24 protein-coding genes are annotated in these 24,441 nt (G+C 29.8%); 7 read left to right on the top strand and 17 right to left on the bottom strand.

The features are described from left to right. Positions 1-17 precede the first annotated feature (17 nt). Together OC535_RS00780 and OC535_RS00775 are read right to left on the bottom strand one after the other, a co-directional pair. Entirely contained in the window at positions 18-191 is a 174-nt protein-coding gene (locus OC535_RS00780) for a hypothetical protein (RefSeq protein ID WP_498822928.1), read from the bottom strand. Between the two features lie 23 nt (positions 192-214). Further along, positions 215-577, bottom strand: coding sequence for a hypothetical protein (locus OC535_RS00775; RefSeq protein ID WP_498822927.1), 363 nt, complete (start codon positions 575-577; stop codon positions 215-217). A 75-nt stretch (positions 578-652) separates the two neighbouring features. Here OC535_RS00775 and OC535_RS00770 point away from each other — a divergent pair, with 75 nt between their 5' ends. Next, positions 653-847: a hypothetical protein gene (locus OC535_RS00770; protein WP_498822926.1), complete on the top strand. Its 195-nt coding sequence runs from the start codon at positions 653-655 to the stop codon at positions 845-847. On the opposite strand, the gene OC535_RS00765 is transcribed toward OC535_RS00770, so the two are convergent. Together OC535_RS00765 and OC535_RS00760 are read right to left on the bottom strand one after the other, a co-directional pair. Then, complete coding sequence (locus OC535_RS00765; protein WP_498822925.1) at positions 830-973, bottom strand: hypothetical protein; 144 nt, start codon at positions 971-973, stop codon at positions 830-832. The genes OC535_RS00770 and OC535_RS00765 overlap by 18 nt on opposite strands. Positions 974-986: 13 nt before the next feature. Beyond that, the gene (locus OC535_RS00760) at positions 987-1,175 is read right to left on the bottom strand and encodes a hypothetical protein (protein ID WP_498822924.1); all 189 of its coding nucleotides are present in this window, start codon (positions 1,173-1,175) and stop codon (positions 987-989) included. Between the two features lie 128 nt (positions 1,176-1,303). Here OC535_RS00760 and OC535_RS00755 point away from each other — a divergent pair, with 128 nt between their 5' ends. Further along, positions 1,304-1,678: a helix-turn-helix domain-containing protein gene (locus OC535_RS00755; protein ID WP_498822923.1), complete on the top strand. Its 375-nt coding sequence runs from the start codon at positions 1,304-1,306 to the stop codon at positions 1,676-1,678. Positions 1,679-1,693: 15 nt separating this feature from the next. Here OC535_RS00755 and OC535_RS00750 read toward each other — a convergent pair whose 3' ends face one another. Both OC535_RS00750 and OC535_RS00745 read right to left on the bottom strand, forming a co-directional pair. Beyond that, positions 1,694-1,825, bottom strand: a complete 132-nt coding sequence (locus tag OC535_RS00750) for a hypothetical protein (RefSeq protein ID WP_498822922.1) — start codon at positions 1,823-1,825, stop codon at positions 1,694-1,696. Positions 1,826-1,925: 100 nt separating this feature from the next. Further along, complete coding sequence (locus OC535_RS00745) at positions 1,926-2,627, bottom strand: LytR/AlgR family response regulator transcription factor (RefSeq protein WP_498822921.1); 702 nt, start codon at positions 2,625-2,627, stop codon at positions 1,926-1,928. Between the two features lie 209 nt (positions 2,628-2,836). Between OC535_RS00745 and OC535_RS00740 the strand changes: the two genes are divergently transcribed. From OC535_RS00740 to OC535_RS00720, 5 genes are all read left to right on the top strand, one after another. After that, positions 2,837-3,157: a DUF4064 domain-containing protein gene (locus tag OC535_RS00740; protein ID WP_498822920.1), complete on the top strand. Its 321-nt coding sequence runs from the start codon at positions 2,837-2,839 to the stop codon at positions 3,155-3,157. A gap of 117 nt (positions 3,158-3,274) precedes the next feature. Next, positions 3,275-4,441 (top strand): tyrosine-type recombinase/integrase, encoded by a 1,167-nt coding sequence (locus tag OC535_RS00735; protein WP_498822919.1) that lies wholly within the window; start codon positions 3,275-3,277, stop codon positions 4,439-4,441. A gap of 661 nt (positions 4,442-5,102) precedes the next feature. Further along, positions 5,103-5,786 (top strand): TVP38/TMEM64 family protein, encoded by a 684-nt coding sequence (locus tag OC535_RS00730; protein ID WP_024721958.1) that lies wholly within the window; start codon positions 5,103-5,105, stop codon positions 5,784-5,786. Positions 5,787-5,858: 72 nt separating this feature from the next. After that, a complete protein-coding gene (locus OC535_RS00725) occupies positions 5,859-6,563 on the top strand; it encodes a response regulator transcription factor (protein WP_024721957.1) in 705 nt (234 codons plus the stop codon). A gap of 8 nt (positions 6,564-6,571) precedes the next feature. Next, complete coding sequence (locus tag OC535_RS00720; protein ID WP_498822918.1) at positions 6,572-8,659, top strand: sensor histidine kinase; 2,088 nt, start codon at positions 6,572-6,574, stop codon at positions 8,657-8,659. Positions 8,660-8,747: 88 nt separating this feature from the next. Here OC535_RS00720 and OC535_RS00715 read toward each other — a convergent pair whose 3' ends face one another. The 11 genes from OC535_RS00715 to OC535_RS00665 form a co-directional block, all read right to left on the bottom strand. Then, positions 8,748-9,638: a DegV family protein gene (locus tag OC535_RS00715; protein WP_498822917.1), complete on the bottom strand. Its 891-nt coding sequence runs from the start codon at positions 9,636-9,638 to the stop codon at positions 8,748-8,750. Between the two features lie 224 nt (positions 9,639-9,862). After that, positions 9,863-15,952 (bottom strand): discoidin domain-containing protein, encoded by a 6,090-nt coding sequence (locus OC535_RS00710; RefSeq protein ID WP_498822916.1) that lies wholly within the window; start codon positions 15,950-15,952, stop codon positions 9,863-9,865. A gap of 247 nt (positions 15,953-16,199) precedes the next feature. Then, positions 16,200-17,885 carry a sensor histidine kinase gene (locus tag OC535_RS00705; protein ID WP_498822915.1) on the bottom strand — a complete coding sequence of 562 codons (1,686 nt, stop codon included), beginning with the start codon at positions 17,883-17,885 and terminating at the stop codon, positions 16,200-16,202. Beyond that, positions 17,878-18,561 (bottom strand): response regulator transcription factor, encoded by a 684-nt coding sequence (locus OC535_RS00700; RefSeq protein ID WP_498822914.1) that lies wholly within the window; start codon positions 18,559-18,561, stop codon positions 17,878-17,880. Before OC535_RS00700 ends, OC535_RS00705 begins: the two co-directional genes overlap by 8 nt. A 12-nt stretch (positions 18,562-18,573) precedes the next feature. Next, positions 18,574-19,233: a phosphate signaling complex protein PhoU gene (phoU, locus tag OC535_RS00695; protein ID WP_034863851.1), complete on the bottom strand. Its 660-nt coding sequence runs from the start codon at positions 19,231-19,233 to the stop codon at positions 18,574-18,576. A gap of 9 nt (positions 19,234-19,242) precedes the next feature. Further along, on the bottom strand, positions 19,243-19,998 hold the full coding sequence (gene pstB, locus OC535_RS00690) for a phosphate ABC transporter ATP-binding protein PstB (RefSeq protein WP_024721950.1): 756 nt from the start codon (positions 19,996-19,998) through the stop codon (positions 19,243-19,245). A 1-nt stretch (position 19,999) separates the two neighbouring features. Further along, the gene (pstA, locus tag OC535_RS00685; RefSeq protein ID WP_024721949.1) at positions 20,000-20,866 is read right to left on the bottom strand and encodes a phosphate ABC transporter permease PstA; all 867 of its coding nucleotides are present in this window, start codon (positions 20,864-20,866) and stop codon (positions 20,000-20,002) included. Continuing rightward, a complete protein-coding gene (pstC, locus tag OC535_RS00680) occupies positions 20,859-21,791 on the bottom strand; it encodes a phosphate ABC transporter permease subunit PstC (protein WP_498822913.1) in 933 nt (310 codons plus the stop codon). Before pstC ends, pstA begins: the two co-directional genes overlap by 8 nt. A 9-nt stretch (positions 21,792-21,800) precedes the next feature. After that, entirely contained in the window at positions 21,801-22,634 is an 834-nt protein-coding gene (locus OC535_RS00675; RefSeq protein ID WP_227052708.1) for a phosphate ABC transporter substrate-binding protein, read from the bottom strand. Positions 22,635-22,756: 122 nt separating this feature from the next. Further along, positions 22,757-23,755: a helix-turn-helix transcriptional regulator gene (locus tag OC535_RS00670; RefSeq protein WP_227052709.1), complete on the bottom strand. Its 999-nt coding sequence runs from the start codon at positions 23,753-23,755 to the stop codon at positions 22,757-22,759. Positions 23,756-23,764: 9 nt separating this feature from the next. Then, a complete protein-coding gene (locus OC535_RS00665; protein WP_227052710.1) occupies positions 23,765-24,397 on the bottom strand; it encodes a hypothetical protein in 633 nt (210 codons plus the stop codon). Positions 24,398-24,441 lie beyond the last annotated feature (44 nt).

Below are 24,441 nucleotides of genomic sequence, written 5' to 3'. Positions count from 1 at the left end.
CTCCGCGGGCGGACAGTTTATCCATTTTTCTTCTCAATCTGGATCCAGCTTTGAGCAACTGTTTTTCCACTCATAGATTCTCTTTTCTGTTTGATTAAAGCAACTTCAAATTCACTGTTTTCAAACAGCGTTTTAAGAAGACTAAATTTACCAGTCGCTTCGCTACTGTCAATTTTTAACAGTACTTTCACTTTGACTTCCTCCTAATTAACCTTTATAATAAAGATGGTTTAATTTTATTTGTCGCTGTTCCCGCAGCGGCTTTTTTCTCTTTTGCAAGTTTACATTTCTCAAAAGTAGATAAATCCTGACCTCTATAATTTTCTTGAAATTCTTTAATCATCCATAGGGGGTATTTAAAGCCATCCCCCAGTTTTATGGGTTCTAAAATTTTTGAGTCTAGTAAATTATCAAGCGCCTTTTGGCCTATACCCAGCATCTTTTTTAAAGTTTCCGAATTAACACTATTTAAATTTTCATCATTAACTTTAACCTGTGGCATAGAGTTTCTAAATGACTGCACAATAATATCTTCAATCATCTTGTTATCTATAATCACTTTAACAGCATTTTCCATCTTTCTCACCCCCTTAAAAAAATATATTTATGTCTCACCTCGTGTTATAATTAGTTTGAAAGGAGGTGTATAATAATGTCGGTAAAATTTAACATAGATAAACGTAAACTTGAAAAAGCAATGAAACAACAAGCTACAAATGCATTACATCAAAGAAAATATGATGTTACTTGCCCCCATTGTGGAGCAAAAATCAATGTTCCAACTGGTAAAAGTTTTTGTCCTATATGTAAGAATGAAATTGACTTAAACTTAAATATTAACTTTTAAATCAATATGAGCTAATTCGTCCGCCAACGATTTAGCTTCTTTTAATAATTGGACTAATCTTTCAGCTTTATCAATTTGTTCATCGATATTTTCGATTTTTACTTCTACATTAATTTCTTTTTCCATAGCTTCCTCCTTTCTAAGTTGATATGTTTTGATTGGCAATTTCTTTTCCAGCTTTGTAACCTGCGCAATATCCTGCGTGATAGTCTTCCATAGTATCGTTAAATCTTGCCATAATTTTGGAATCATGCTTTTTAATTTTTTCTATGTCAGCGCTCATTTCAATAATCTGTTTTTTTAGTTTTTGGTATTCTTGTTCTGTCATAAAAGTCACCTCCGTTCTTTACAATTACATATTAGCACTTTAAAATTACAAAGTCAACATTTATTGTAATTTTAATTTACAATTTAATAATTTTGATGTATTATATATACGAAAGGAGGATGGTAAAAGTGTGCACTGTAAATGATCGAATAGCACAGCTTAGAAAAACGTTAAATCTAAGCATGGAAAAATTTGGAAATCAAATCGGGATAAAACGCGGTTCTGTAAATTCCATTGAAAAAAATGTTAATAACCCCTCTGAAAGAACTATAATGTTGATTTGTAGTACTTTTAACGTTGATCCAATGTGGTTAAAGCACGGGATTGGGGATATGTTTTTAAAATTTCCTGAGACAGAGCTTGATAAAATCGTGCAGGAATTTAATTTAGATGAAGCAGATCGTACGTTTTTAGAAACGTATCTAAGTGCTAGCGAGGATGAGAGAAAGCATATAAAAAATTTTTTACAAACGTTTGCAAAAAAAATCGATAAAAAAAAATGAAGCAGAATAAACGCTTCATTTTTTTATTTTTTGAAATTGTTTAAGATAATAGCGAACTATAATTAAATATACTTCCTTTAAATTTTTTGGTGTTAATGCATGTAGCATTTTTATAATTTCTTCTACATATAATGTTTCCTCTTTCATTTTTTGTTTCCTCCCAAAAATATTTTCTTTATACTTAAAATTTAGCATTTTTTGCTAAAAAATTCATTATTTTGGGATGAACGACGTGTTTTTGTGAAAATTAACATAGTTTTAAGTGTTTTTTTTTCGCAATATAATAATCCAGATACTTGTCCATAAAATGTTTTTGCTCGCTCCGACTGACTGAAATTTTAACACAATTATTAATAATTACATAACTTGTACGAGCTTTTGTAATGTTAGCGGCATTAACAATATAAGATTTGTGGCACCTTATAAAATGATATTTTTCAAGTTCTTTTTCTACGTCAGAAAGTTTTATCCGTCTTTCTAAAATTATATGATCATTGGCTCCTATGTAATCTACATTGTTACCTCTAGATTCGATGTATAGTACATCTGTTAGTTTTACTAACTTATTGTCTATCATAACGGTTTGTTCTTTTCTTCTTTTTTCTCGATCGATTAATTTTATGCATTTTTCAAGATCGTTTTTTAAGTTACATTTTCTAATAAAGTCTAGCGGTTTTACATCAAAAGTATCAAATACGAAATTGTCGTGGCTAGAAACAAAAATTATATAAGTATTTTCATACCCTTGCTCGCGATATTGATGCGCCATTTTTATGCCATTTTCCCCATCAAGTTCAATGTCTAGAAAAAGAATCTCAATATCGTTATTTTTTAGAAATTCAAAATCAAAGCTTGTTAAAATTTTTATTTTTTCATTTTTATAATATTTTTTTAGTTCTTTTTTTAATCGCATAGCAAAAAAATATTCGTCGTCGATTACTACTATCATATCCATTCCTCCTGCCTTTTTATATGCTCTCGCAGAAGTTAATTTTTACCCCTTTATTATCTTTTACAAAATAAAACAAGAAATTACTTCTTTAAATTTTATTTCTGTAAGATTTTATGTTATTATTAAATCAAGTACAACTTATAATATTGTTGTACAGTGAAAAATGGGATACTTAAATTAATACAAAAGAAAGGGGAAGGGAAAATATGAAAAGAACACCTGAGTTTGTGCTTGGTTTAATTGGATCTATCTGGGCTATGCTAATAGCGATCGGTACGACATTTATCTCTGGTTTTGCGCCGGTAACAAATGGGTTTGCAGGGGCGGCAATGATAACTAATATTATTGGACTTATTAGTGCTATATGTGCGGTTATATTTGCGTGCTTAGTTAATTCCAAAACAAAAGCATCTGGTATTGTAATGGCAATTTGTGGAGTCGTTGTATTTTTAACTAATTTTTTGCAAATTATACCAGCTATATTGCTAGTTATTGCAGGCATAATGTGCTTAACTAGAAAGATGTAACAAAAAAAACACTCTAGCGCCACTAGAGTGTATATGTAAAAAAGCAAGAGAACGCCTTTTACGTACTCAATTTTACCACAAGAGCACGTTAAAGGCAAGAAAGGACGTGTTTTTATTATGGCGATACGAGAAAGACCAAGCAAAAAAGCAGCTAAGAAAGTAACCTATCAAGTTTATTTTGATTATAGGGACCGATATGGGCAGAAAAAAACATATATAAAAGGCGGTTTTATAAAAAAAAGAGATGCAGTAAACCATGAAACTTTAAAAAGAGCTGAATTAATCGACACTGGGGATATAAATAAAATAAACCCAATAACAGTTAATGAGGTTTATGCACTTTATAAAAAAAGCGCCCCACTAAAAAAATCTACAAAGCAGATGTACGAACATAAATACAAACTTTACATTGGGCCATTATTTGGCAAATATAAAATTGCATTGATTGATAATTATCTTGTGCAAACTAAATTTGATACCTTAACAAATCTTTCATATGGTTCTAAGGACATACTTTTAAGGTTGTTAAATAATATTATTAAATATGCACACATAAACAATTTTATAAAAAGCGAATATAAAGCTAAAATAAATATAGGAAAAAAAGATAAAAAAATCAGTGCTCCTATATCTGAAGATATATTTAAGGATTATCTTGAAAGAATTAGAAACAGTAGGGTAATGGTATTTAAAAGACAGTATGAGTTAGCTCTCTGGATTGGATACTATACTGGCGCACGAATTGGTGAGGTATTTGCGCTAGATGTTAGTGATCTTGATTTTGAAAATAATCAAATTTATATAAATAAAACTTTGGAGTATGACTACGAAGAAAACAGTTTGTACATATCTTCTACAAAAACAAGCGCGGCTACCAATTCAGTTCCCATGGTCAAAGCACTTAAGAAAATACTATTAGAATATCTTAAAGATCATAAATTTGATATACTAATATGTACTGATGACGGTAATTATATAAAACCTGGAAATTTAAGTGGCCATATGGCATATTACTCAAAAACAACTGGCAATCATATTCATTTTCACCAATTACGCCACGCTATGGCTACTCGGTTATTTGAAAATGATGTGAACCCCAAGATAGCGCAGAGGATCTTGAGACACGAAAAAATTGAGACTACTTTAGGGATATATACACATTTGAAAAAAGAAATTGCAGACGAAACACTTAATGATATTTTTTCGGAAAGTAAAGAAGATTCTGAAACAAAACATGTCAAAAACATGTCAAAAAATGATTTTAATAGTAGTAAAACAAACTAAAACCTAATCATACCAACAGTTTTAAGCGGATAAACATATATTAAAGATGATTGAAATGGGGTTACTGTAATTTAATATTCTAGCATTAATCTAATATACTTTTTAATCATAATCTTGTCTCTGTCATAAAGCATCCATTACGGATGCTTTTTTATGATCTTGCTTAATTCATTTTTTATTTCTACAGCTTTTTTATATCTTTATCCTTTTAGTTTCTATAGTATTATTTCATCATATCATAAAATATTTTTATATAAATATTACCGTTTAATCTTAATATCGACCGTTTAATACAAAAATTGTAATAATCCATTATTTTAATGCTATAATCAATATATAAAAATAAAGTGGAACCAACAGCAATAACTTGATAAGCTAGATACACTCACTTATAATAATCAAGCCTAAATAAGATATATTTTAAATAACTACTATAATTTTAAAATAGATAATATGATCACATAAATCTACCCTTTCAACAGCGCTCAATTAAGAGCGCTTCTTTAATTCAAAGCTTTTCTAATATCTATAGCTTTTAATAATATTTACAATCTTAAAATTATATTCTTTTTTTAAACTTTGTAATTTTTTTAGAATTATTTTTAATCTTTCACCCGTTTTCTTTTAGATTAACTGTCTATACTAAATGCGAGGTGAAAAAATGGAAATAATTAAAGAAAATAAAAAATTAATTTATCGACTTCTTTTAGCAACATTCATCATGGCTGGTTTTTGTCTAATACTATACAAACCTTTTGTATATCTCTTAAATAATCCCGAACATTTAAAAGCACAATTAGATCAATTTGGTAACTGGGGCAAATTATTTCTAATTTTAATTATGGCAGTGCAAGTTGTATTTGTCTTTTTACCAGGTGAAATTATTGAAGTTGCTTCAGGCTTTTGTTATGGTGAAATTCAAGGTCTAGTAATTTGCTTACTAGGGGCAATGATTGGAACAGTTATAATATACTGGTTTGTTGAAAAATATGGTATCAGATTTATTAATAAATTTTTCAATCAAGAAAAGCTGCATGAAATATCATTTTTAAAAGGTAAAAAAAATTTAGAACTCATTCTTTTTATTATTTTTTTTATTCCTGGTACACCAAAAGATATTCTTACATATTTTGCACCTCTTACAAGAATTAAATTATCTAGCTTTTTGTTAATTACAACTGTAGCAAGAATTCCTTCAATTATAACAAGTACTATTGGCGGTCACAGTTTGTCAGAACAAAATTACCCCTTTACTATTGCAGTATTTATAATTACCGGTATCATATCGATCGTTGGTCTGTTTGCTTATAAATGGTATATAAATAAACAGCAAAAGAATCTTTAGAAAATCTTTTGATTTCATTTCTGTTATTCTTAGATATAGTAGCTTATAATAGTTATGAAAGAAGGTAGAAATATGAATCAAGATAATATTTTAATTGTAGAAGATGAAATAGAAATCGCTAGAGCAATCGAAATATATTTAAAATCTCAAGGATATCATGTATACATTGCTAATAATGGAGAAGCTGGTTTAGAAATAATAGAACAGCATGATATCCATTTAGCAATCGTTGATGTAATGATGCCTATTATGAATGGCATCGAAATGACATTAAAAGTTCGTGAAAAATATGACTTTCCAATCATTTTCTTATCTGCTAAATCAGAAGATATTGATAAAATCACAGGTTTGAATATTGGTGGTGATGATTATGTAACAAAACCATTTGTACCAATGGAACTTTTAGCCCGAGTATCCTCTCAACTTAGAAGATACCATAAATATTTAAATATGTTAGATAAAAAACAAGATGAAAGCAATAAATATGTAGTTGGTGGATTAGAACTTGATCTAGATACTAAAGAAGTAACGGTTGATGGTAAAATAATTAAAGTTACTCCAATCGAATTAAAAATTCTGGAATTATTAATGAAAAAACCCGGTCGCGTTTTTTCAAGTGAACAAATATATGAAAACGTCTGGCAGGAAGCCGCCATTAATACTGAAACAGTTATGGTTCATATTAGAAATTTACGTGAAAAGATTGAAATCAATCCAAGTAATCCACAATATTTAAAAGTGGTCTGGGGTGTTGGTTATAAAATTGAAAAACAGTAGGTGATATGATGAATACAAAAAAAATAATCTTTTCAATTATAGCAGTCTTAATATTATTAACTAGTAGTGTTGGTATTTATTTTAGTTATGATTTTATTGAAACTGATAATCAAAAAACCATTGATTTTTCTAAAAATCAAATTCTTTATGATATTTTAGATACTATTTATCCTGTCAGTTTCCAATTGGATAATATTGGAAAAAAAGAAGGAATTCCTAAATATATTACCGCAAATAGTGAAGCTAGTAATGAATTTTATCAAAACAGTATTCTATATAATCGCGAAATCATGTCTGATAAAAAAAATATAAAATATTATGCCGAAGGAAACAATAACTCTTTAAGCAACACTAATAATGATATCAAAAACATTTATGATAATGATGCTTTAAAAGAAAAATATCAGTGGTATTTAAAAATTAATTTTGATGAAAATGGACAATTAAGCTATGATTCCCTAGGCTGTTCAACATCGGCAAATCAAAATTATGAGTTGATTTGGAATAACTATAAACAAGCATACTTTCAATATTTAGAAGCATATGATGAAAATGTCGTTTTGCACAATCCCACAAATTTTACTATCTATCTTGCTGTACCGTATAAACTTAGTAGCGATTCAATTGATACGATTGCCTGGTATGCAACAGGAAATTCATTAGCTGCTAATGTTGAAAATATCACTCCCTTTGTAATTATTGCTATAATTGTAGTAAGTTTATTTATTCTTTTTTATCCTTATGAAATAGTTAAAGAAATAAATATATTTTCATCTTTAGCTAAAATCAAATTAGAAATTTTACTTTGCATTTTGAGTGTTTTATTTGCTGGTGTTATTGCTATTATTTATGCTTTAATTATCGATACTTTAAATGGTTATTACATTTCAAAATTATCTTCAGTAGGTTTTGGAGAATATAGTGAAATTATTTTAAGTACAATGAATATTGGAACCTGGATAATTTTCTTATTTCTTTGCATGTTTACTGTTTATTATATAAAATCAATTTTTAAAGAAGGAATAATATCATTTTTAAAAAACAACATGCTTTGCTGCTGGATAATTAGAACATTAAAAAAAATATTCAACAAAATAATTAGTTTTGATTTCAATGACAATATAAATAAAATTGTTCTAAAAATAGTTATTGTAAATGGTTTAATAATTTCTATTATTTGTTGTTTCTTTATTTTTGGTGTATTTTTCACTTTAATTTACTCTATAATTTTATTTATTATTTTAAAAAATAAGTTTGAAGCTATTAAACAAGATTATCAAATATTATTAAATTCTGTACAGCGATTATCTAATGGTGATTTTGATGTTGAAATCAATCAAGATCTTGGTTTATTTAATCCTTTAAAAACTGAATTCACAAATATAAAGGACGGTTTTGAAAAAGCAGTTAATGAAGAAGTAAAATCACAAAAAATGAAAACTGAACTGATTTCTAATGTTTCACACGATTTAAAAACACCTCTAACATCAATTATTACTTATATTGACTTATTAAAAGAAGAAAATCTTAATGATAATAAAAGAAATGAATACATTAATACACTTAATCGAAATGCTTTTAGATTAAAGAACTTAATTGATGACTTATTTGAAATTAGTAAAGCTAATAGTGGGAATATAAAATTAAATATTGTTGATGTTGATATCGTTGCCTTGATTCAACAAACAAAATTTGAACTTACAGATAATTTTGCAGGAAAAAACCTAATTTTTAAAACTGTATATCCTAAAGAAAAAATCATCTTAAAATTAGATAGTCAAAAAACTTATCGTATTTTTGAAAATCTGCTTATCAATATTAGTAAATATGCCCTTGAAAATACACGTGTTTATATTGAAGTAATCAATTATACTAATAAAGTAGAAATCATTTTTAAAAATATTTCTTCTGATGAAATCAAAATAAGTGCTAATGAATTAGTAGGACGTTTTGTTCAAGGGGATAAATCTAGAAATACTAGTGGTAGCGGTCTAGGTTTAGCAATCGTAAAAAGCTTTACAGAATTACAAAATGGTATTTTCAAGATTGAAGTTGATGGTGATTTATTTAAAGCAATCGTTGTTTTTAAAAAATAATTTATTTTAAATCTAAAAACTACCAAGACGGTAGTTTTTATTATTTAATCTTTTAAATTAAAAAAATAAACTAAACACAATAAATCTTTCAATCTTTTTGTAATAATCCTACTCCTAATGGATGCGGTCCCGTATGTACTCCAATCGTTGCGCCAATTTGACGAATTGAAACATCATCATTAAATGATGGACATATTTCTTTTATTGCTTCAATAAATTTTTCTTTAAATTTAACAGCCTCTTCTTTATCATAGCCAAAACCAATACAAAAACGATACTTATTTACATCATATTGATTATCTTTAAAGTAATCAATTATCTGTTCTATTATTTTTTGGATCGACTTTTTACGTCCACGAGTTAATCCATTACTAAATATTTCTCCATCTTTGAGTAAGATCAACGGCTTAATTCCCAATGCTCCTGCTGCAATACCAGATAACTTTCCAACACGTCCGCCATGTACCAAATAATCCATTCCACCAATCGTAAAAAAAATTCTTCCTGTTTCCTTGATCATATTTACATATTTAATAGTCTCTTCAAACGAAGCACCATTATTTTTCTTGACTACAGCTGCTTCAACGAGCATTCCTTGGAGTACCGTATTTACTGTTGCATCAATTATTTCAATTTTCATATTTGGATATTTATCTAATAACATATTTTTAGCATTCATTGCTGAATTATAAGAGCCGGAGAATTTTGTTGATATACAAATACAAATAATATCTTTGCCATCCTTTAAAATCGGTTCAAAAACATCCAAATAATCCTGAATAGAAGGCATTGATGTTTTAGGATAAACTTTAGGATTATCAACCATAAATTGGTAAAATTCTCTAATTCCTAATTCAATAATCTCTTTTTGATGATGAACACCATCTATCGATACATAAAAAGGCACAACTTCAATATCCAACTGTTTTACTAATTCAGGTGCTAAATCACATGAACCATCTGTTATGATTTTATACATTTAACTCGCTCCTTTTAATTTTTTACTAAATAACAAATCAACCATATTTTTATTAACCAGTAACCCTATATTCTTATTTTACTAGATTTTTATAAAAGAGTATACAATAAAATTTTTTGTACCAAAAAAGGAAGAATTAATTTTATTGATAATTAAAATCAATAACTTTAAAACTTCCTTATTTTTTACTGTTATCAGATTTATTCATCCGATATAATTTTAAATTATTTTAAACTTTTTTCTTTTCTACTTCCATATAAAGCTATTGTTGCAACTATAAGTCCTGCAAATGAGTAGATAAGATTTACATCATCGCCTGTAGCGACACTTGTTGTATCTCCTGTTTTTACAACTGATGTACTTTCTAATCCTTCGATTGCTTTTGTTAAAGTATCTTTAGCTTTATCCACTTCACTTTGCACTGCTTCAGGATCATTTGCTACTGCTTTAGCTTTTTCTAGCGCTTCTTCTACTACTGCCCATGTCTTTGCACTATAATTTACTTTATTTAGCTCCATCGCTTTAGCTATCGTTCCTGTCAACAGTTCTTTATTTGGGATCAACCGTAAATCTAAATATGCTTTCAATAATCCATTATATGTATTGTCTACCTCATCTTGTGTTACATTTGGATCTTCTAATACTGCTTTAGCTTCGGCTACTGCTTCTATAAATTTTTCTGCACTGGCTTCTGTATAGCGTTCTATATCTATTCCACTTACTTTATCATATAATCCCTGTAATAATTCTTTTTCGGCTTTTAATCTTAAATTTAAATATGCTCTTACTAATTCATTATATGCATTATCTACTTCTTCTTGTGTTACATCTGGATCATCTAATACTGCTTTAGCTTTTGCCATTGGTTCTGCTAAGTTTGTAACACTTGCTTCTGTATATTTACTCTTATCTAATCCTTCACACCTATCATACATTCCCTGTAGTAATGTCTTATCTGCTCTTAAGATTAAGTTTTCAACTGCATCGATTAAATTATTGTATGCATCGATTACTTCTGCTTCTGTAGCTTCTTCATTTGCCAATACTTCTTTTGCTGCTTCTAAAGCTTCCTGTAATCCTGCCCACGATCCTGTTGTATAGTCTTCTTCATTATATTCTTCTACTCTATTGACCAACTCTTCTAAGAATCCTTTATCGGCTTTCTTTGTTAAAGCATTGATTGCTTCTTGTAAATCATTGACTGCTTTTTCTACTTCAGCTTCTGTAGCATTTTCATTATTCATTACTTCTTTAGCTGCTTCTAAAGCTTCCTCTAATACATTCCATGTACTTGGTGTATATTCTTCTTCATCATAGCCTTCTGCTTCTTTTATTAATGCTTCTAACTCAGTTTTATCTACCTCTTCTACTGGTTTGAATCTTAAATTCAAGAATGCTGTTACTAATTCGATATATACTTTATCGACTTCGCTTTGACTAGCTTTTTGATCCGCTAAAACATCCTGTGCTTTCTGTAATACTGGTACCATCGCATTCCATGATTCTTCAACATACTTATCTTTATCTAGTCCTAGAATATGATTTACTAATCCTTCTAATAATGTCTTATCTGCCTTAGCTGCTGTTTCTAAGTTATTGATTGCTGTCTGTAAATCAGCATAAGCTGCATCTACTTCTTCCTGCATTGCATTTTCATCATTTACTACCGCATTAGCTGCTTCTAAGGCTTCTTTAAATGCTGTCCATGAAGTGACTGTATAGTTTTCTTCTGCATAACTATTTGCTTCATTGATCAAAGCTTCTAAAGCACTCTTATCACCTTTTACAAATTCCAACATCTGCATCGCAACTGATAAGCGGGCAAATGAAGCATCGACTGTTTCCTGACTGGCACTATCATCAGCTAAGATTAATGTTGCTTCTTGCAGTGCTGCTTTAAATTCATTAACGACAGCTGGAACGACATTAGCTAACTGTTCTTCAGTTACATTATTTGCCATTTCAACAGCTATTGATAATGCAAATTTATCTACATCTTTTACTTCTTCTTCATCTAAAACTAATTTAACCATCTTTTCTGTCAAATTACGTTTAGCAAGTTCAACTTCATTTGCATCAGGAGCTTGTAAATTAGCAAGTTCTTTAGCTGCTGCAATTTGACTTTGAAGTGCTGTCCATGATTCTTCAGTATATCCAGCATTTTTAATACTTTCTGCTTTTTCAATCAACGTATTTAATCCATCAATATCAGCAGGAACATCAGCACGATGTAACTTAATTTCTGATGCACTACCATTATTGTTTACAGCTTTAACATAAACAAGACGAATAAACTTAGTTGTAACGCTATCAAATTCAATTACTTTAGTGCTAGAATCAGAACTTAATGTTCCGGTTTTGATTGTATTCCAACTTTCACCATCGTCACTAATTTCAATACGATACTCAGTTACATTACCATTAGAACCAGTTTGACGAGGTGTATAACTCAAACCATTGATTGCTGTTGGTTCATCAATTTCAAGAGCAAGCCAATGAGGCATCGTAGTAATTGTCCAGTCTGTATGCCACATTGTTCCAGTATTATTGTCTAATACATTACTTGGATCAGAACCATCACGTTGATAAGATGATGCTGTAGCTGTAAGTTTAGAATTATCAACATAATTTACATTAAGCTGTACTTTTAATTCTAGATTTGCTAGTGTATTAGCTAATTGAGTTGCATAACCATCAACTGTTTCTTGCATTGAAGCTGGAAGATCGCGACGGATACTATTAATTACGTTTTGTAAACGAGCTACAGATTCTTCACTAAATGCTGATAAATCATCTAATATTAAATCTAAATATTTATTTACACGACTGTAATCAGCTTTTGTATAATCAGTTGCTTCAATGATTGCATTGATTTGTGCTGTTAAATCTTCAATTTCTGTACTATCTGGATCATATACTTTAAATAATTCTTGAGCTTGTTCAACTAACGCTTGTAATATCGCGTTATCTTTTTCTTGCAATAGTGCATTAGCTGTTATTACAGCATAATCAAGATTCATTGTAGAATTAAATGTTTTATTTTCACCAATTCTAATATCATCTACATATCCAACAAAAGCATTTGTTTTACTTCCAATTCTTTCAAGTGGGAACATCGTTGTCGCAAGTAATGGTCTTCCTTCAATCTTCTCACCATCACCTAAAACGTCAACTAATTTACCATTAACATAAAGTGATGCTACGTTATGTTCATTTTTAAATTCAAGCTCTACCCATTCATTTATAGGTAATTCATAATCAAATGAATAATCATGATTTTCTCTTGAGAATCCAACTTTTCCAGTATCTTTCTGAACAGCTTTGATTGTTCCATAACTACTTTCAAATAAGATTTGTTCTTCATTACTGTTTGATGTACGTTTAACTTTTACTCTTAAATCATTTCCTAATCCAGCTGTAGTAACTGGTGAAGTTACATAACTTTCATTACCACTTAATTTAAGAGCATTTCTTCCATCCACTGATACAATAGAAGCATTAGTTCCAGCTGTCAAATCACGATTATTTTCACTATTATCCACTAGTGAATCCATCGGATAATTTGCAATGATTCCTTCTTTACTATCAACATCATATCCAAAATTAGTTCTAGGAGCATCACCTATTGCAGCTCTAGCAACATTAGCTTCATTTAAAGATTTAGTACCTTTACCCCATAATTTAGCTCCAAATAATGGAATAGCATTTTCTATACGATCATAAACATCATATTCACTAACACCATTTTCAAGATAATCTGTCATATCGTTCCATACTGCAAATGCCCCACCGATCATTTGTTTATCACCAGCAGGAATAGTCACTCCACTAATAGTATTGATATCTAAATTATAAAGTGTGCTATCATATAAATAATCATAGTAATAACCTGCATTAGGAACAACATAATAATTTCCATCATTACAATTGATCAAATCATAACCTTGTTCATACATTTCATCCATGTTGGCATAACCAAAGTTCCATAAGTTCATTTGTACGCCTTCACTTCTTACTGGAGTCGTTCCACGACATTGTGATAAACTTCCCCAAATACGTGCTGTACGTCCTGTCTCTTGAACAAATCCTAACATATCATCTGAGAATTTACGATATGCTTCTTTATCAGCGTTATATTCGTCAGCACCAACATGTACGATTGTCTGAGCATCGAACACTGGATCATCATCTGTCATATATTCACTAAAAATACTTTGAACAAAATCAAGACATTCATCATATTTATCACGTAATGCTAAATGATCATTATTTCTACCATTTGTTCCATGACGTAAATCAGGTCTTACTTTAGTAAGTGCTAATGAATGCGCTGGAGTATCGATTTCTGGTACAATATCCACTCCATAAGTTCTAGATTCTTTAATGAAATCTCTAAATTCATCTTTTGTGTAGAACATATCCGTACTAGTTAAATCAGCTTGATTTAATCCATTATTACCACCTGCTTTAACATCTGATTCTAATCTAAACGCAGAATAAGCACTCATTGGATCAGCGACGTTTTCTAGTCCAATCAAGTTATCATTTAAATGCACTTGGAAATCATTCATCTTATACCATGACATTTGTTTAACAACTTGTTTTAAATAATCTAATGTAAAAGTTTTTCTACCTACATCTAAAATGAAACCACGAACTTTATATAACGGATAATCTCTTGTAATACCACAAGGAATATCATTTGTTTGTTTTAAACTTTGTAAAATAGTTCTAGTAGCCCAGTAAGCACCTGTTGTCGTTTCAGCTTCAACTTCAACATATTCACCAACAGACATTAAATATCCTTCATCTTGTAAACCTTTACTAGTATCATCTGTTAAAGCAAAATATAAATCTCCATTTTGGACATCTGCCTTGCTTCCTTTAACAACCTTTAATTCTTTACCGGTCATATCTTTATAATCAGCTACCAATGCATTAGCAACATCTTGTAATTCATCGCTAGCAATAATAACTCGGCTATTACTTGAAATCGTAAAACTTCCTGCCTCACCTTTCCATTCAGCCAACTCTGGCAAAATATTTGGCGCTTTATTATCACTATTTTCAACCTCATATTTACCAGGTACAGTTATTTTTACTTCTTTAAATTTGTAATCATTAGTATCATTATCTGTAACTTTAAATGAAACTTTTACTTCTTTATCAACTACCGGCTGATAAATCGTTAAATCATCATCAATCACCTGTTCAAAATCAGTACCATTGTACTCAACTTTATATCCTTCAATTTCAGGTAAATTAATTGATAGCTTCTTATCCCCAGGATTAGGCGTATCTACAGTAATAGCATTTAATACTTCACCAATTGTTGGTTTAGTATCTGGATTACCACCATACACTTCCATTTCATAAATAGAAACTGTATTCCATGTAACTCCTCCATCTGGATCTGTAGATGTATGTGAATCAATCAATAAGCGTACATAACGAGCTTTATACACTTGATCTAATTCGATTTTTTCATCAATAGATGCTGGACGATCGTTAAAGTCTTTAACTGTTGTCCAATCGTCTTCACTCATTGGATCACTTAACTCTTCAGCAATCTGAAGTTTATAGCTAGTTGCTTTTCTATTTTCCCAGAAAATTTTTACGACATTAACATCTAATACCTCACCTAAATCAACATAGATCCAGTCTGGACCATTACCAATATCACTTCCCCATCTTGAAGATCTTGATGTAGTATCACCATCAGTAGCATTTGCGGCTCTTACAGAGTTAGCTTCGATTGAACTAGCAACTGCTGTTTTATGCAAAGCAACATTTTCTGTTGGATCTTGATACTTTTCATCAGTATTTAATACTTTGAAGTCGCGACAAGAAACACTAGGATATCCCTTCATCTTTGTCACTTCAAGTTTAACATAACGTCCCTTAACGGCTTGAGCTAAAAGATCTTCAGAAGTTTTACTATTATTTTCAGTTCTAACAACAACTGCTGCTCCCCAATCATTTATATCATTCGATACATAAATATTGTATTCTTGAGCATAGACTGAACTACTTTCCCAAATCATTTGGAATTTATTCATTTCATATTCTTGTCCCAAATCAACATATGCCCATTGTACTGCATCTCTTTCTGCTGACCAGCGACTATCTTCGTCGGCATCAGTCAAATATGATGCTGGCATTGTACTATATTCAGCACTAGCAACAACAGGTTTATTCAAAGCAAGGTTGTTACTAATTTCTTCAGCTGACACATTGACACTTAAAGAAAACATACTTGTAAGACACAATACTAAAGCCATTAAACTTTTGCATATTTTATGCATAATTTTCATCGTTTCTTTCATCTCCTTTCTTTGAAAAATGATTACATATACATCTCCCTTTTATTTTAAGAATTACTCAAATATTTGCTCGTTATAATTTAGTATATTTAAAATATTCTAAAAATAGTATCAAAGCCCCAAAATCTATGTAATCCCTTTCATTTAAATTATCCATTATTTATCGCAAAATTACAAGTTATTTTGTTTTCAAAAAATTTGTATATTAAAAAATAATCATGACTATTGCCATGATTATTTAATACGAATTTTTCGGTAAAACAACCTTAAAAGTTGTTCCTTGTCCTAACTTACTTGTAAGAGTAATACTTCCTTGATAATACTGAACAATATGTTTAACTATCGCTAAACCAAGACCAGTACCACCAGTCTCTTTATCACGTCCTTGATCACATCTAAAGAAACGTTCAAAAACACGCCCTTGATCTATTTTAGAAATTCCTCTTCCAGTATCACTTACTTCAATTACAATATTTCGTTCTTGATCATAAGATTTAATCGTAATCCTTCCATTTTGGACATTATATTTAATTGCATTAGTTATTAAGTTACTTAATAACTGATACATATGCTGATGATTTGAAATATAAACTATATCAGAAATTTCTTTATTTACAATTAGATTCTTCTTATCTATTTCAACTTGCATTGTATCAATTATTTCATTTACTAATGGTTCAATATGAACCGGATGTTTAATTACATCAATATCCTTATTCTCTAATCGAGAAATCATTAAAATATCATTGATCAATGTTGACATATTATTAACTTCATCATGAATTTTATCTAATGCTCTTTTAGATGCTTCTTTATCATTAATAACACCTGTTTCTAATAATTCACTATATCCTCTAATCGATGTCATTGGTGTTTTTAACTCATGTGAAACGTTTGAAAAAAATTCCTGACGCATTTTTAAAGCATTGTGCTGTTCAGTAATATTAACAAATAATAATGTTACACCATAATCAACTTTTGCAATATAACAATTGTAAAACTGCTTTTCCTTTTCTATTTCAACTCTTTGCTGTTCTTCACCTAAATTATCTAAAATATCAATAATTTTAAAATCAAAAATAAAATCTTTGATTGAATTATTTAATTTAATGGTATTGTTGTATAATTCTTGAGCTTTACGATTAACCATCAGCACATTTAAATCACTATCTAATAAAATAAAGCCTTCCTTCATTTGATTTAAAATACCATTAATTTTAATCTGTTCATCTTTCAATTTTTTCATAGTAGCATGAATAGTCGATGCCTGTTCTTCAAGTTTAGAAGCAATAATATTAAATTCATCATACTTATAATCATCGAATACCAATTCGCGATAATCTTTCATTTTCGTGATTTGGGTATTGATATCTTGAATCGGTGCTGTTAATGTATCAGAAAAACGCTTTGATAATACCATCGCAACGATCAAAGAAATACCAGCTCCAATTCCTAAAGGTTTTATTAAAGTTGGCAAATTATCAAAAATTCCATCATATGGAAGCGATAAGCGAACGATTCTTCCATTATTATACAAAGCTACATATAACATATTACGCCCCACCGTACTTGAATATCTAGTAGCATAGCCAACCCCATCACTCAAAGCTTGTTTTACCTCTTCACGACTTTTATGGTTTTCTAAAATACCATCTTCACCACTATCAGCGAGTACATTTCCATCAACATCAATAACAGTTAATCGCGTATGATCATTATATGCAAGAGGATTTAAAGCATCTACCTGCTCTTTTATATCTTGATTATCATCTAACTGATAATCAACTAATTTAACAGCATAAAGCATATCCTGTTTCATATTTTCTAACATTTGATTTGATAATATGACCATTGATATGCTGGTAGATAATATTAAAGTTACAAGTAATATTGTTAAAAAATAGCGAAAGATCGTTTTATTCACTACTATCACCTTCTTCGTAAAAACGATATCCAACACTGCGAACAGTCCTAATATATTTATGACCATCATCTTTTAATTTACTGCGTAAAGCACGAATATGAACATCTAACGCTCTAGATTCTCCAACAAAATCATAACCCCAAATCTCATTTAATAACTCTTCACGTTCTACAACTCGATGTTTGTTGTCCATTAAGTATACTAATAATTGATATTCTTTATTAGTTAACTCTATTTTTTGATCATCTAATTTAACGATTCGCGTCTGTTTATCAACAATAAGATGTTTAGTATTAATAATATCACTTGTGACATGGCGTCTAAGTAAAGAACGAACTCGTGCTTGTAGTTCAAGAATTCCAAATGGTTTTGTCATATAATCATCCGATCCACTATCTAAACCATTTACTTTATCTATTTCACGATCTTTAGCACTTAAAATTAATATTGGTAATTCATTATTAGTTTCTCTAATTTTTTTTATTGCCTCTATTCCACTCATCTTTGGCAACATTAAATCAAAAATAGCCAGTGAAGGTGTCTCTTTAGAAAGCATATCTAAGGCATCAATTGCATTATTGAATTGAACAACTTCATAACCATTGCTCACTAAAGCCAAATTTATTATCTCACGGATATTTTCATCATCCTCAACTACAAATATACGTTCGCCCATTACTAGTCCTCCTTAAATTAAACGATAATTATCAACCGTTCCAGTTTGATTAAATTCGATCCATTCACAAATATTTACTGCATGATCGCCGATTCTTTCAAAATATTTTGCAATCATCAAAAAGTTGATGACAAGATCAATATTTTCTTTATCTTCATTTACTATTTGCACTAATTCTACCTTAACATCTTCAAATAGTCCATCCATTTGACTTTCTAATTCCTTAATTTTTGCAGCTTTTTTCAAATCATGTTCATGAAATGCTTCAATCGATCCTTTAACCATATCTCTTGCTAGACGTGCCATATTAGGAATATGTTCAACCATTTTATAAGGACATTTGACATCAGTTTCCAATAAGATTTCTGCAATATCAGCACTTTGATCACCAATTCTTTCCAAATCAGTAACTACCTTTAAAGCTGTCGAAACATTTCTTAAATCACTAGCAATTGGCTGCTGTTTCAAAATTAAAGATAAGCAACGTGCTTCGATCGTCCTTTCCATATCATTAATAACTTTATCACCAGATAAGATATCGCGACATAATTCACGATCACCACTTTTAAAGGCTGTAATGCAATTTTCAATTGCCAAAACAACCAAATGACACATTTTATCTAAATCAACATGTAATTTATTTAAATCTTTTTCAAAATTACTTCTTAACATTTTTTTCTCCTATCCAAATCTACCTGTAATATAATCTTCCGTACGTTTATCTTTAGGCATTGCAAAAACATCTTTAGTCTCACCATATTCAACCATTTCTCCAACAAGGAAAAAAGCTGTATAATCTGCAATACGACTAGCCTGCTGCATATTATGAGTTACGATTGCAATCGTATAATCTTTTTTTAATTCTAACAGCAATTCTTCTATTTTTAATGTCGAAATAGGATCTAGAGCACTTGTTGGCTCATCTAATAAAATTACTTCTGGTTCTACCGCTAAAGCTCTAGCAATACATAATCGCTGCTGCTGCCCTCCAGATAAGCCCAAAGCACTAGTGTGTAAACGATCTTTTACTTCATCATATAAAGCTGCTGCCTCTAATGATTTTTTCACGATTTTATCTAATTCTTTTTTCCCTTTTATCCCATGAATTCGTGGTCCATAAGCAACATTATCATATATACTCATCGGAAAAGGATTAGGCTGTTGAAAAACCATTCCTACTTTCTTTCTTAAGATCGTTGTATCAACCCGACTATCATAAATATCTTCTCCATCTAATTTTACATCACCTGTGATCTTGATCCCTTTAACATAGTCATTCATACGATTCAACGTTTTTAAAAATGTTGATTTCCCACATCCCGAAGGACCAATAAAGGCTGTAATTTTATTTGTCTTAATATCCAGATTAACATTTTTTAAGGCATGTTTTTCACCATAATATAAGTCCAGATTTTTTGCTTCAATTTTATTTTCCATTCTATTTCACCTTATTTACATCAAATTTATTCGAAATTAATTTTGCTAAAAAATTTAATAATAAAACAATGACAATTAATACGAGAGCAATTACAAAAGCAGTTTCATAATTGGCTTTTGCCATCTCTAAGTACAATTGAATCGTAAGTGTAGCCCCAGAACTTGTTAAATGAGTAAAAATATTTTTAGGTAACACACTTACTGATCCTGCTGTAAATAATAACGCTGCTGATTCTGCAACAATACGACCCATTCCTAAAATTACCCCAGTTAAAATTCCCGGCATAGCACTTGGTAATAAAACTGTCCTGATCATGTACCATTTAGTTGCCCCAATTCCCAGTGCAGCTTCACGATAACTCTTTGGTACTGCCTCTAAAGCTACTTGAGTGTTTCTAGAAATAATTGGTAAGATCATAATTGCAAGTGTAAATGAACCTGTTAAAATTGAAAATTTCAATTTTAACAAATTTCCAAAAAACAACATCCCAAACAACCCATAAATAATAGAAGGAATTCCCGCCAATACTTCGGTTGTAAAAGATATAACATTTACAAATTTCTTGTTTTTTGCATACTCATTTAAATATATTGCTCCGCCTATCCCAATTGGACATGCAAATAATAATGTAACAACAATAATATATAAAGTATTAATAATATTTGGTAAAATTCCGATCGTACCTTTTAAGATACTAGTAGAATTAACTAAGTAAGAGAAATTAAAATGCGGAATACCTCGATATAGGATATAACCAATACAAACAACTAAAATCAGCACTGACAAAGCACTACAAAATTGAATTAAAAAATTTAAAACTTTATCACTAACCCGATTTTTTCTGTCAAAAATACTAAGATTATTCATGCTGATCTCCTTTCTTAATAATAAATGTTAAAATCAAATTAATAATCATAATAAAGATAAATAAAACTAACCCGATTGTAAAAAGTACTTCTCGATGAGTTCCTGATGCATACCCCATTTCAGATACAATTCCAGTTGTTAAAAAACGTACTGAATTAAATGGTAAAGGCACATTCACCGAGTTTCCCGCAACTAGTAAAATTGCCATTGCTTCACCAATAGCCCGACCTACCCCTAAAACAATAGCTGACATGATTCCTGATTTAGCACTAGGCAACACTACTTTAAAAATCGTTTGAATTTGACTTGCTCCAAGTGCTAATGAACTTTTACGATAATCATCAGGCACCGCATTTAAGGCTGTTTCCGTAATATTGATCAAAGTTGGCAAAATCATAATTGCTAAAACTAGAATTGCTGAAATTAAGTTTGCCCCGCCAGTAAACTGATGTGTTTTTGAACCTGCAAAAATCATTAATTCTAATTTATACATAAATGGACAAATCAACAAAATCCCCAATAAACCATATACAACTGATGGTATACCAGCAAGTAATTCAATTGCTGACTTAACAACCTTTCTAACTTTTGGATTTGCTAATTCTGCTAGATTAATAGCGGTAAATAATCCAATTGGGACCCCGATACAAATTGCTAAAAAGACACCAACAATTGATGTAAGTATAATTAAAAGAATTCCATATTGCGGATCAGCAGCCGTTGGTGCCCATACGCTACCAAACAAGATTCCTGTCAATCCTTCTTTAAATATTGCTGGCGTACCAGAAATAATCATATATCCTGTAATAGAAACTACTGCAATGATAGACATAATAGCACAGCCACGAAATATAATCGCGGCTGTTTTTTCCACCAAAGATTTTGTTTTTCTATTACTAATAATAGATAACATATCTTTTTTCATAACAAACTCCTATTTTGGACTTACTAAACCTACGGCCTTAAGAACTTCTTGTCCTTTTTCGCTTTCAATAAATTTGAACACTGCTTGCACTTTTTCACTTTGTTCACTAATTTTACCTTTAGTTGCCATTACGAATGGTCTTTGTAAAGTATAGCTTCCATCCTTAACTGTTTCTTCACTAGCTTTGACATCATCTAATTTTAAAGCTTTAACACTATCAGTAATATTATCTAAAGAAACATAACCAATAGCCCCTTTAGTTTCACCTACTTTAGCAACAACAGCACCAGTTTCATTTAATTCTTGAGCATATTTACATGCATCTTCAATTCCTAAAATTTCTTCAAATGCCCCACGAGTTCCAGAACCTGCTTCACGCCCCATCACAACTATTGCTTGATCATCACCACCTAATTGTGACCAATTAGTAATTTCACCTGTATAAATCTTTTTCAATTGATCTGTAGTTACATTATCAACTTTATTGCTTGGATGCGTAATAACTGCAATACCATCAATTGCAACAATATTTTCTTCTAATCCTTTAGCCTTTTCTTCATCGCTTAAAGCTCTTGATGAATCTCCGATATCAGCAGTTCCTGCTAAAACCGCTTCAATTCCAGCACCTGAACCAGTAAATTGTGGTTCTAATGTTAAGTTTGGGTAATCTTCTACGATTGCTTCTTTTAATGCATTAACAAATTTTTCCATTGAAGTAGAACCATTCAAACTTACATTTCCACTTACTTCATTACTTCCTTCACCTGCATCATCTGATCCACCACAGGCAGTTAAACCTAAGCATAATACTAATGTTAATAAAATTCCTAATACTTTTTTCATATTCTTTTAATCCCTTTCTTCTTACTATCTTAAGACACCTATATAATAAGAGAATTGTATCTGATGATATATCAATAAATTGTATTTATTATGTTAAGTTTATGTAAAGAAAAACAAGATCCTTACTCAGAATCTTGTTCATACATTCTTAACATTAAATTTAATCTCTTTTTGATAATTTCTTTTAAATCTAGTGGCAATAATACTTGGACATTCGTCTGTAACATCATCAGCCAGCCAATCAGACCATCTGATAATGCAACATTTTTTATGATTGCTTCTATTTTTCCATCATATCTTTTACTCACAAGTATTTCTTTTCCAAATTGATTAACAACTTCTTTTAAAATTCCCTGATTAAATCTTATTTTTAAATCTATTCGATTTTTACTAAGATACATATTAACATTTTTATCAATCTCTTTTAACATATCAAACTGTTCTTGGATATCTATATAATTACTATTATGATTTCTGACTAAACGGATTCGATCAACACGATAAACACTTAAACTATTTTCTCTTTTATTAAAATATCCAATCAAATAATAATTAGATCCTTTCAAAATTAATCTATAAGGTGAAACTACATACGTATCAAAGCTTTGATTACCATTAGTATGATAAACCTCTGAAAGCTCATCATCTATAACATCATAACTTATATATTTAAATGCAATATTTTTTCGCATGTTAATAGCTTTAATAATTGTTGTAAGGGTTAATAAAAGATCATAATCTAATACATTACTATGCTTGTCTTCAATATTTATTCTTTTAATTTGATTAGATGAACTTAATAACAATAACTTATCAACCATCTCTTTAGCTGATTTTTGATCTAAATTAGGGTTAAAAATGATACTATCTATTAATATTTGTAATTGACCATCATCAAAAAATGCATCTTCAATAATATATCCCTTACTTTTAATAGCTTTTATTAACTGCTTATTAGTTAGACACATATAAAAATCATTGATTCGATCAATCAAGCTATATATAGTTTTTACATTAAGGAACAATCCATACTGTTTTAAACACTCCTGAATTTCTTTTGCACTAATTATTCCTTTGCTTTCGTTAATAGTTTTATAAATGTAATACATTTTTTCACCCATAAGATCCTCCTATCCTGTTGCAAGATTCAAAGGCATATGTTTCTTTTTAGAATATCTTAAATATAGACGAGGACTAAAATTATATAACGCTGGTAAAAAGCGCTCAAAGCTATGATCAATAGTAATATATTCTAAATGCAAATATGCTTTTTTATATTCCTTTTCTAATAACAAAATATAACTGGCTAAATAATGATAACGCTCAAAATCTAAATTTAGACGATTAGCTAAAGCATCAATCAATGATTCTATTATTTTTTCATTAAAATTTACTAAATGTCTAATTAGACAATATGTTTCTACTGAAAAACCACCTTTATCGATAATATAATTTAATAAATTATATTTATATGTCAACAAAGGTTGATAGTGCGCATTTAATAAAATATTCATAAATATTAAATGATCCTCCATTTCATCAAAATCAACACTATCATCAATCAATCTTTTTATTTTACTAAAAATCAGTAACTGTAAATCTTTTCTCTTATTAATTTTGTTTCTAATAATTCTCATATCGATACTGCTGTTAATAACATCATCAAGATCCTGTTTCCAATAACTTTCTCCAATTTTTAATAAATAACTTTTAACTGCGATGATATCTTTATCGATAACTTTTTCATAACTTTTTATTTTCATAATCAACCACTCCTTTTATCACTTATATTATAATAAATTTCAAA

Origin of the sequence: Clostridium sp. Marseille-Q5894, assembly GCF_946902305.1 — a bacterium.
Lineage (GTDB): Bacteria > Bacillota_I > Bacilli_A > Erysipelotrichales > Coprobacillaceae > Thomasclavelia.
This window is presented reverse-complemented; position numbering and strand designations above follow the sequence as displayed.

Bases quoted from the DNA above. Each gene is read 5' to 3' on its own strand.
- OC535_RS00775 (WP_498822927.1), bottom strand. From the start codon at position 577: ATGGAAAATGCTGTTAAAGTGATTATAGATAACAAGATGATTGAAGAT.
- OC535_RS00770 (WP_498822926.1), top strand. From the start codon at position 653: ATGTCGGTAAAATTTAACATAGATAAACGTAAACTTGAAAAAGCAATG.
- OC535_RS00765 (WP_498822925.1), bottom strand. From the start codon at position 973: ATGGAAAAAGAAATTAATGTAGAAGTAAAAATCGAAAATATCGATGAA.
- OC535_RS00760 (WP_498822924.1), bottom strand. From the start codon at position 1,175: ATGACAGAACAAGAATACCAAAAACTAAAAAAACAGATTATTGAAATG.
- OC535_RS00750 (WP_498822922.1), bottom strand. From the start codon at position 1,825: ATGAAAGAGGAAACATTATATGTAGAAGAAATTATAAAAATGCTACAT.
- OC535_RS00745 (WP_498822921.1), bottom strand. From the start codon at position 2,627: ATGATAGTAGTAATCGACGACGAATATTTTTTTGCTATGCGATTAAAA.
- OC535_RS00740 (WP_498822920.1), top strand. From the start codon at position 2,837: ATGAAAAGAACACCTGAGTTTGTGCTTGGTTTAATTGGATCTATCTGG.
- OC535_RS00735 (WP_498822919.1), top strand. From the start codon at position 3,275: ATGGCGATACGAGAAAGACCAAGCAAAAAAGCAGCTAAGAAAGTAACC.
- OC535_RS00730 (WP_024721958.1), top strand. From the start codon at position 5,103: ATGGAAATAATTAAAGAAAATAAAAAATTAATTTATCGACTTCTTTTA.
- OC535_RS00725 (WP_024721957.1), top strand. From the start codon at position 5,859: ATGAATCAAGATAATATTTTAATTGTAGAAGATGAAATAGAAATCGCT.
- OC535_RS00720 (WP_498822918.1), top strand. From the start codon at position 6,572: ATGAATACAAAAAAAATAATCTTTTCAATTATAGCAGTCTTAATATTA.
- OC535_RS00715 (WP_498822917.1), bottom strand. From the start codon at position 9,638: ATGTATAAAATCATAACAGATGGTTCATGTGATTTAGCACCTGAATTA.
- OC535_RS00710 (WP_498822916.1), bottom strand. From the start codon at position 15,952: ATGAAAATTATGCATAAAATATGCAAAAGTTTAATGGCTTTAGTATTG.
- OC535_RS00700 (WP_498822914.1), bottom strand. From the start codon at position 18,561: ATGGGCGAACGTATATTTGTAGTTGAGGATGATGAAAATATCCGTGAG.
- phoU (WP_034863851.1), bottom strand. From the start codon at position 19,233: ATGTTAAGAAGTAATTTTGAAAAAGATTTAAATAAATTACATGTTGAT.
- pstB (WP_024721950.1), bottom strand. From the start codon at position 19,998: ATGGAAAATAAAATTGAAGCAAAAAATCTGGACTTATATTATGGTGAA.
- pstA (WP_024721949.1), bottom strand. From the start codon at position 20,866: ATGAATAATCTTAGTATTTTTGACAGAAAAAATCGGGTTAGTGATAAA.
- pstC (WP_498822913.1), bottom strand. From the start codon at position 21,791: ATGAAAAAAGATATGTTATCTATTATTAGTAATAGAAAAACAAAATCT.
- OC535_RS00675 (WP_227052708.1), bottom strand. From the start codon at position 22,634: ATGAAAAAAGTATTAGGAATTTTATTAACATTAGTATTATGCTTAGGT.
- OC535_RS00670 (WP_227052709.1), bottom strand. From the start codon at position 23,755: ATGGGTGAAAAAATGTATTACATTTATAAAACTATTAACGAAAGCAAA.
- OC535_RS00665 (WP_227052710.1), bottom strand. From the start codon at position 24,397: ATGAAAATAAAAAGTTATGAAAAAGTTATCGATAAAGATATCATCGCA.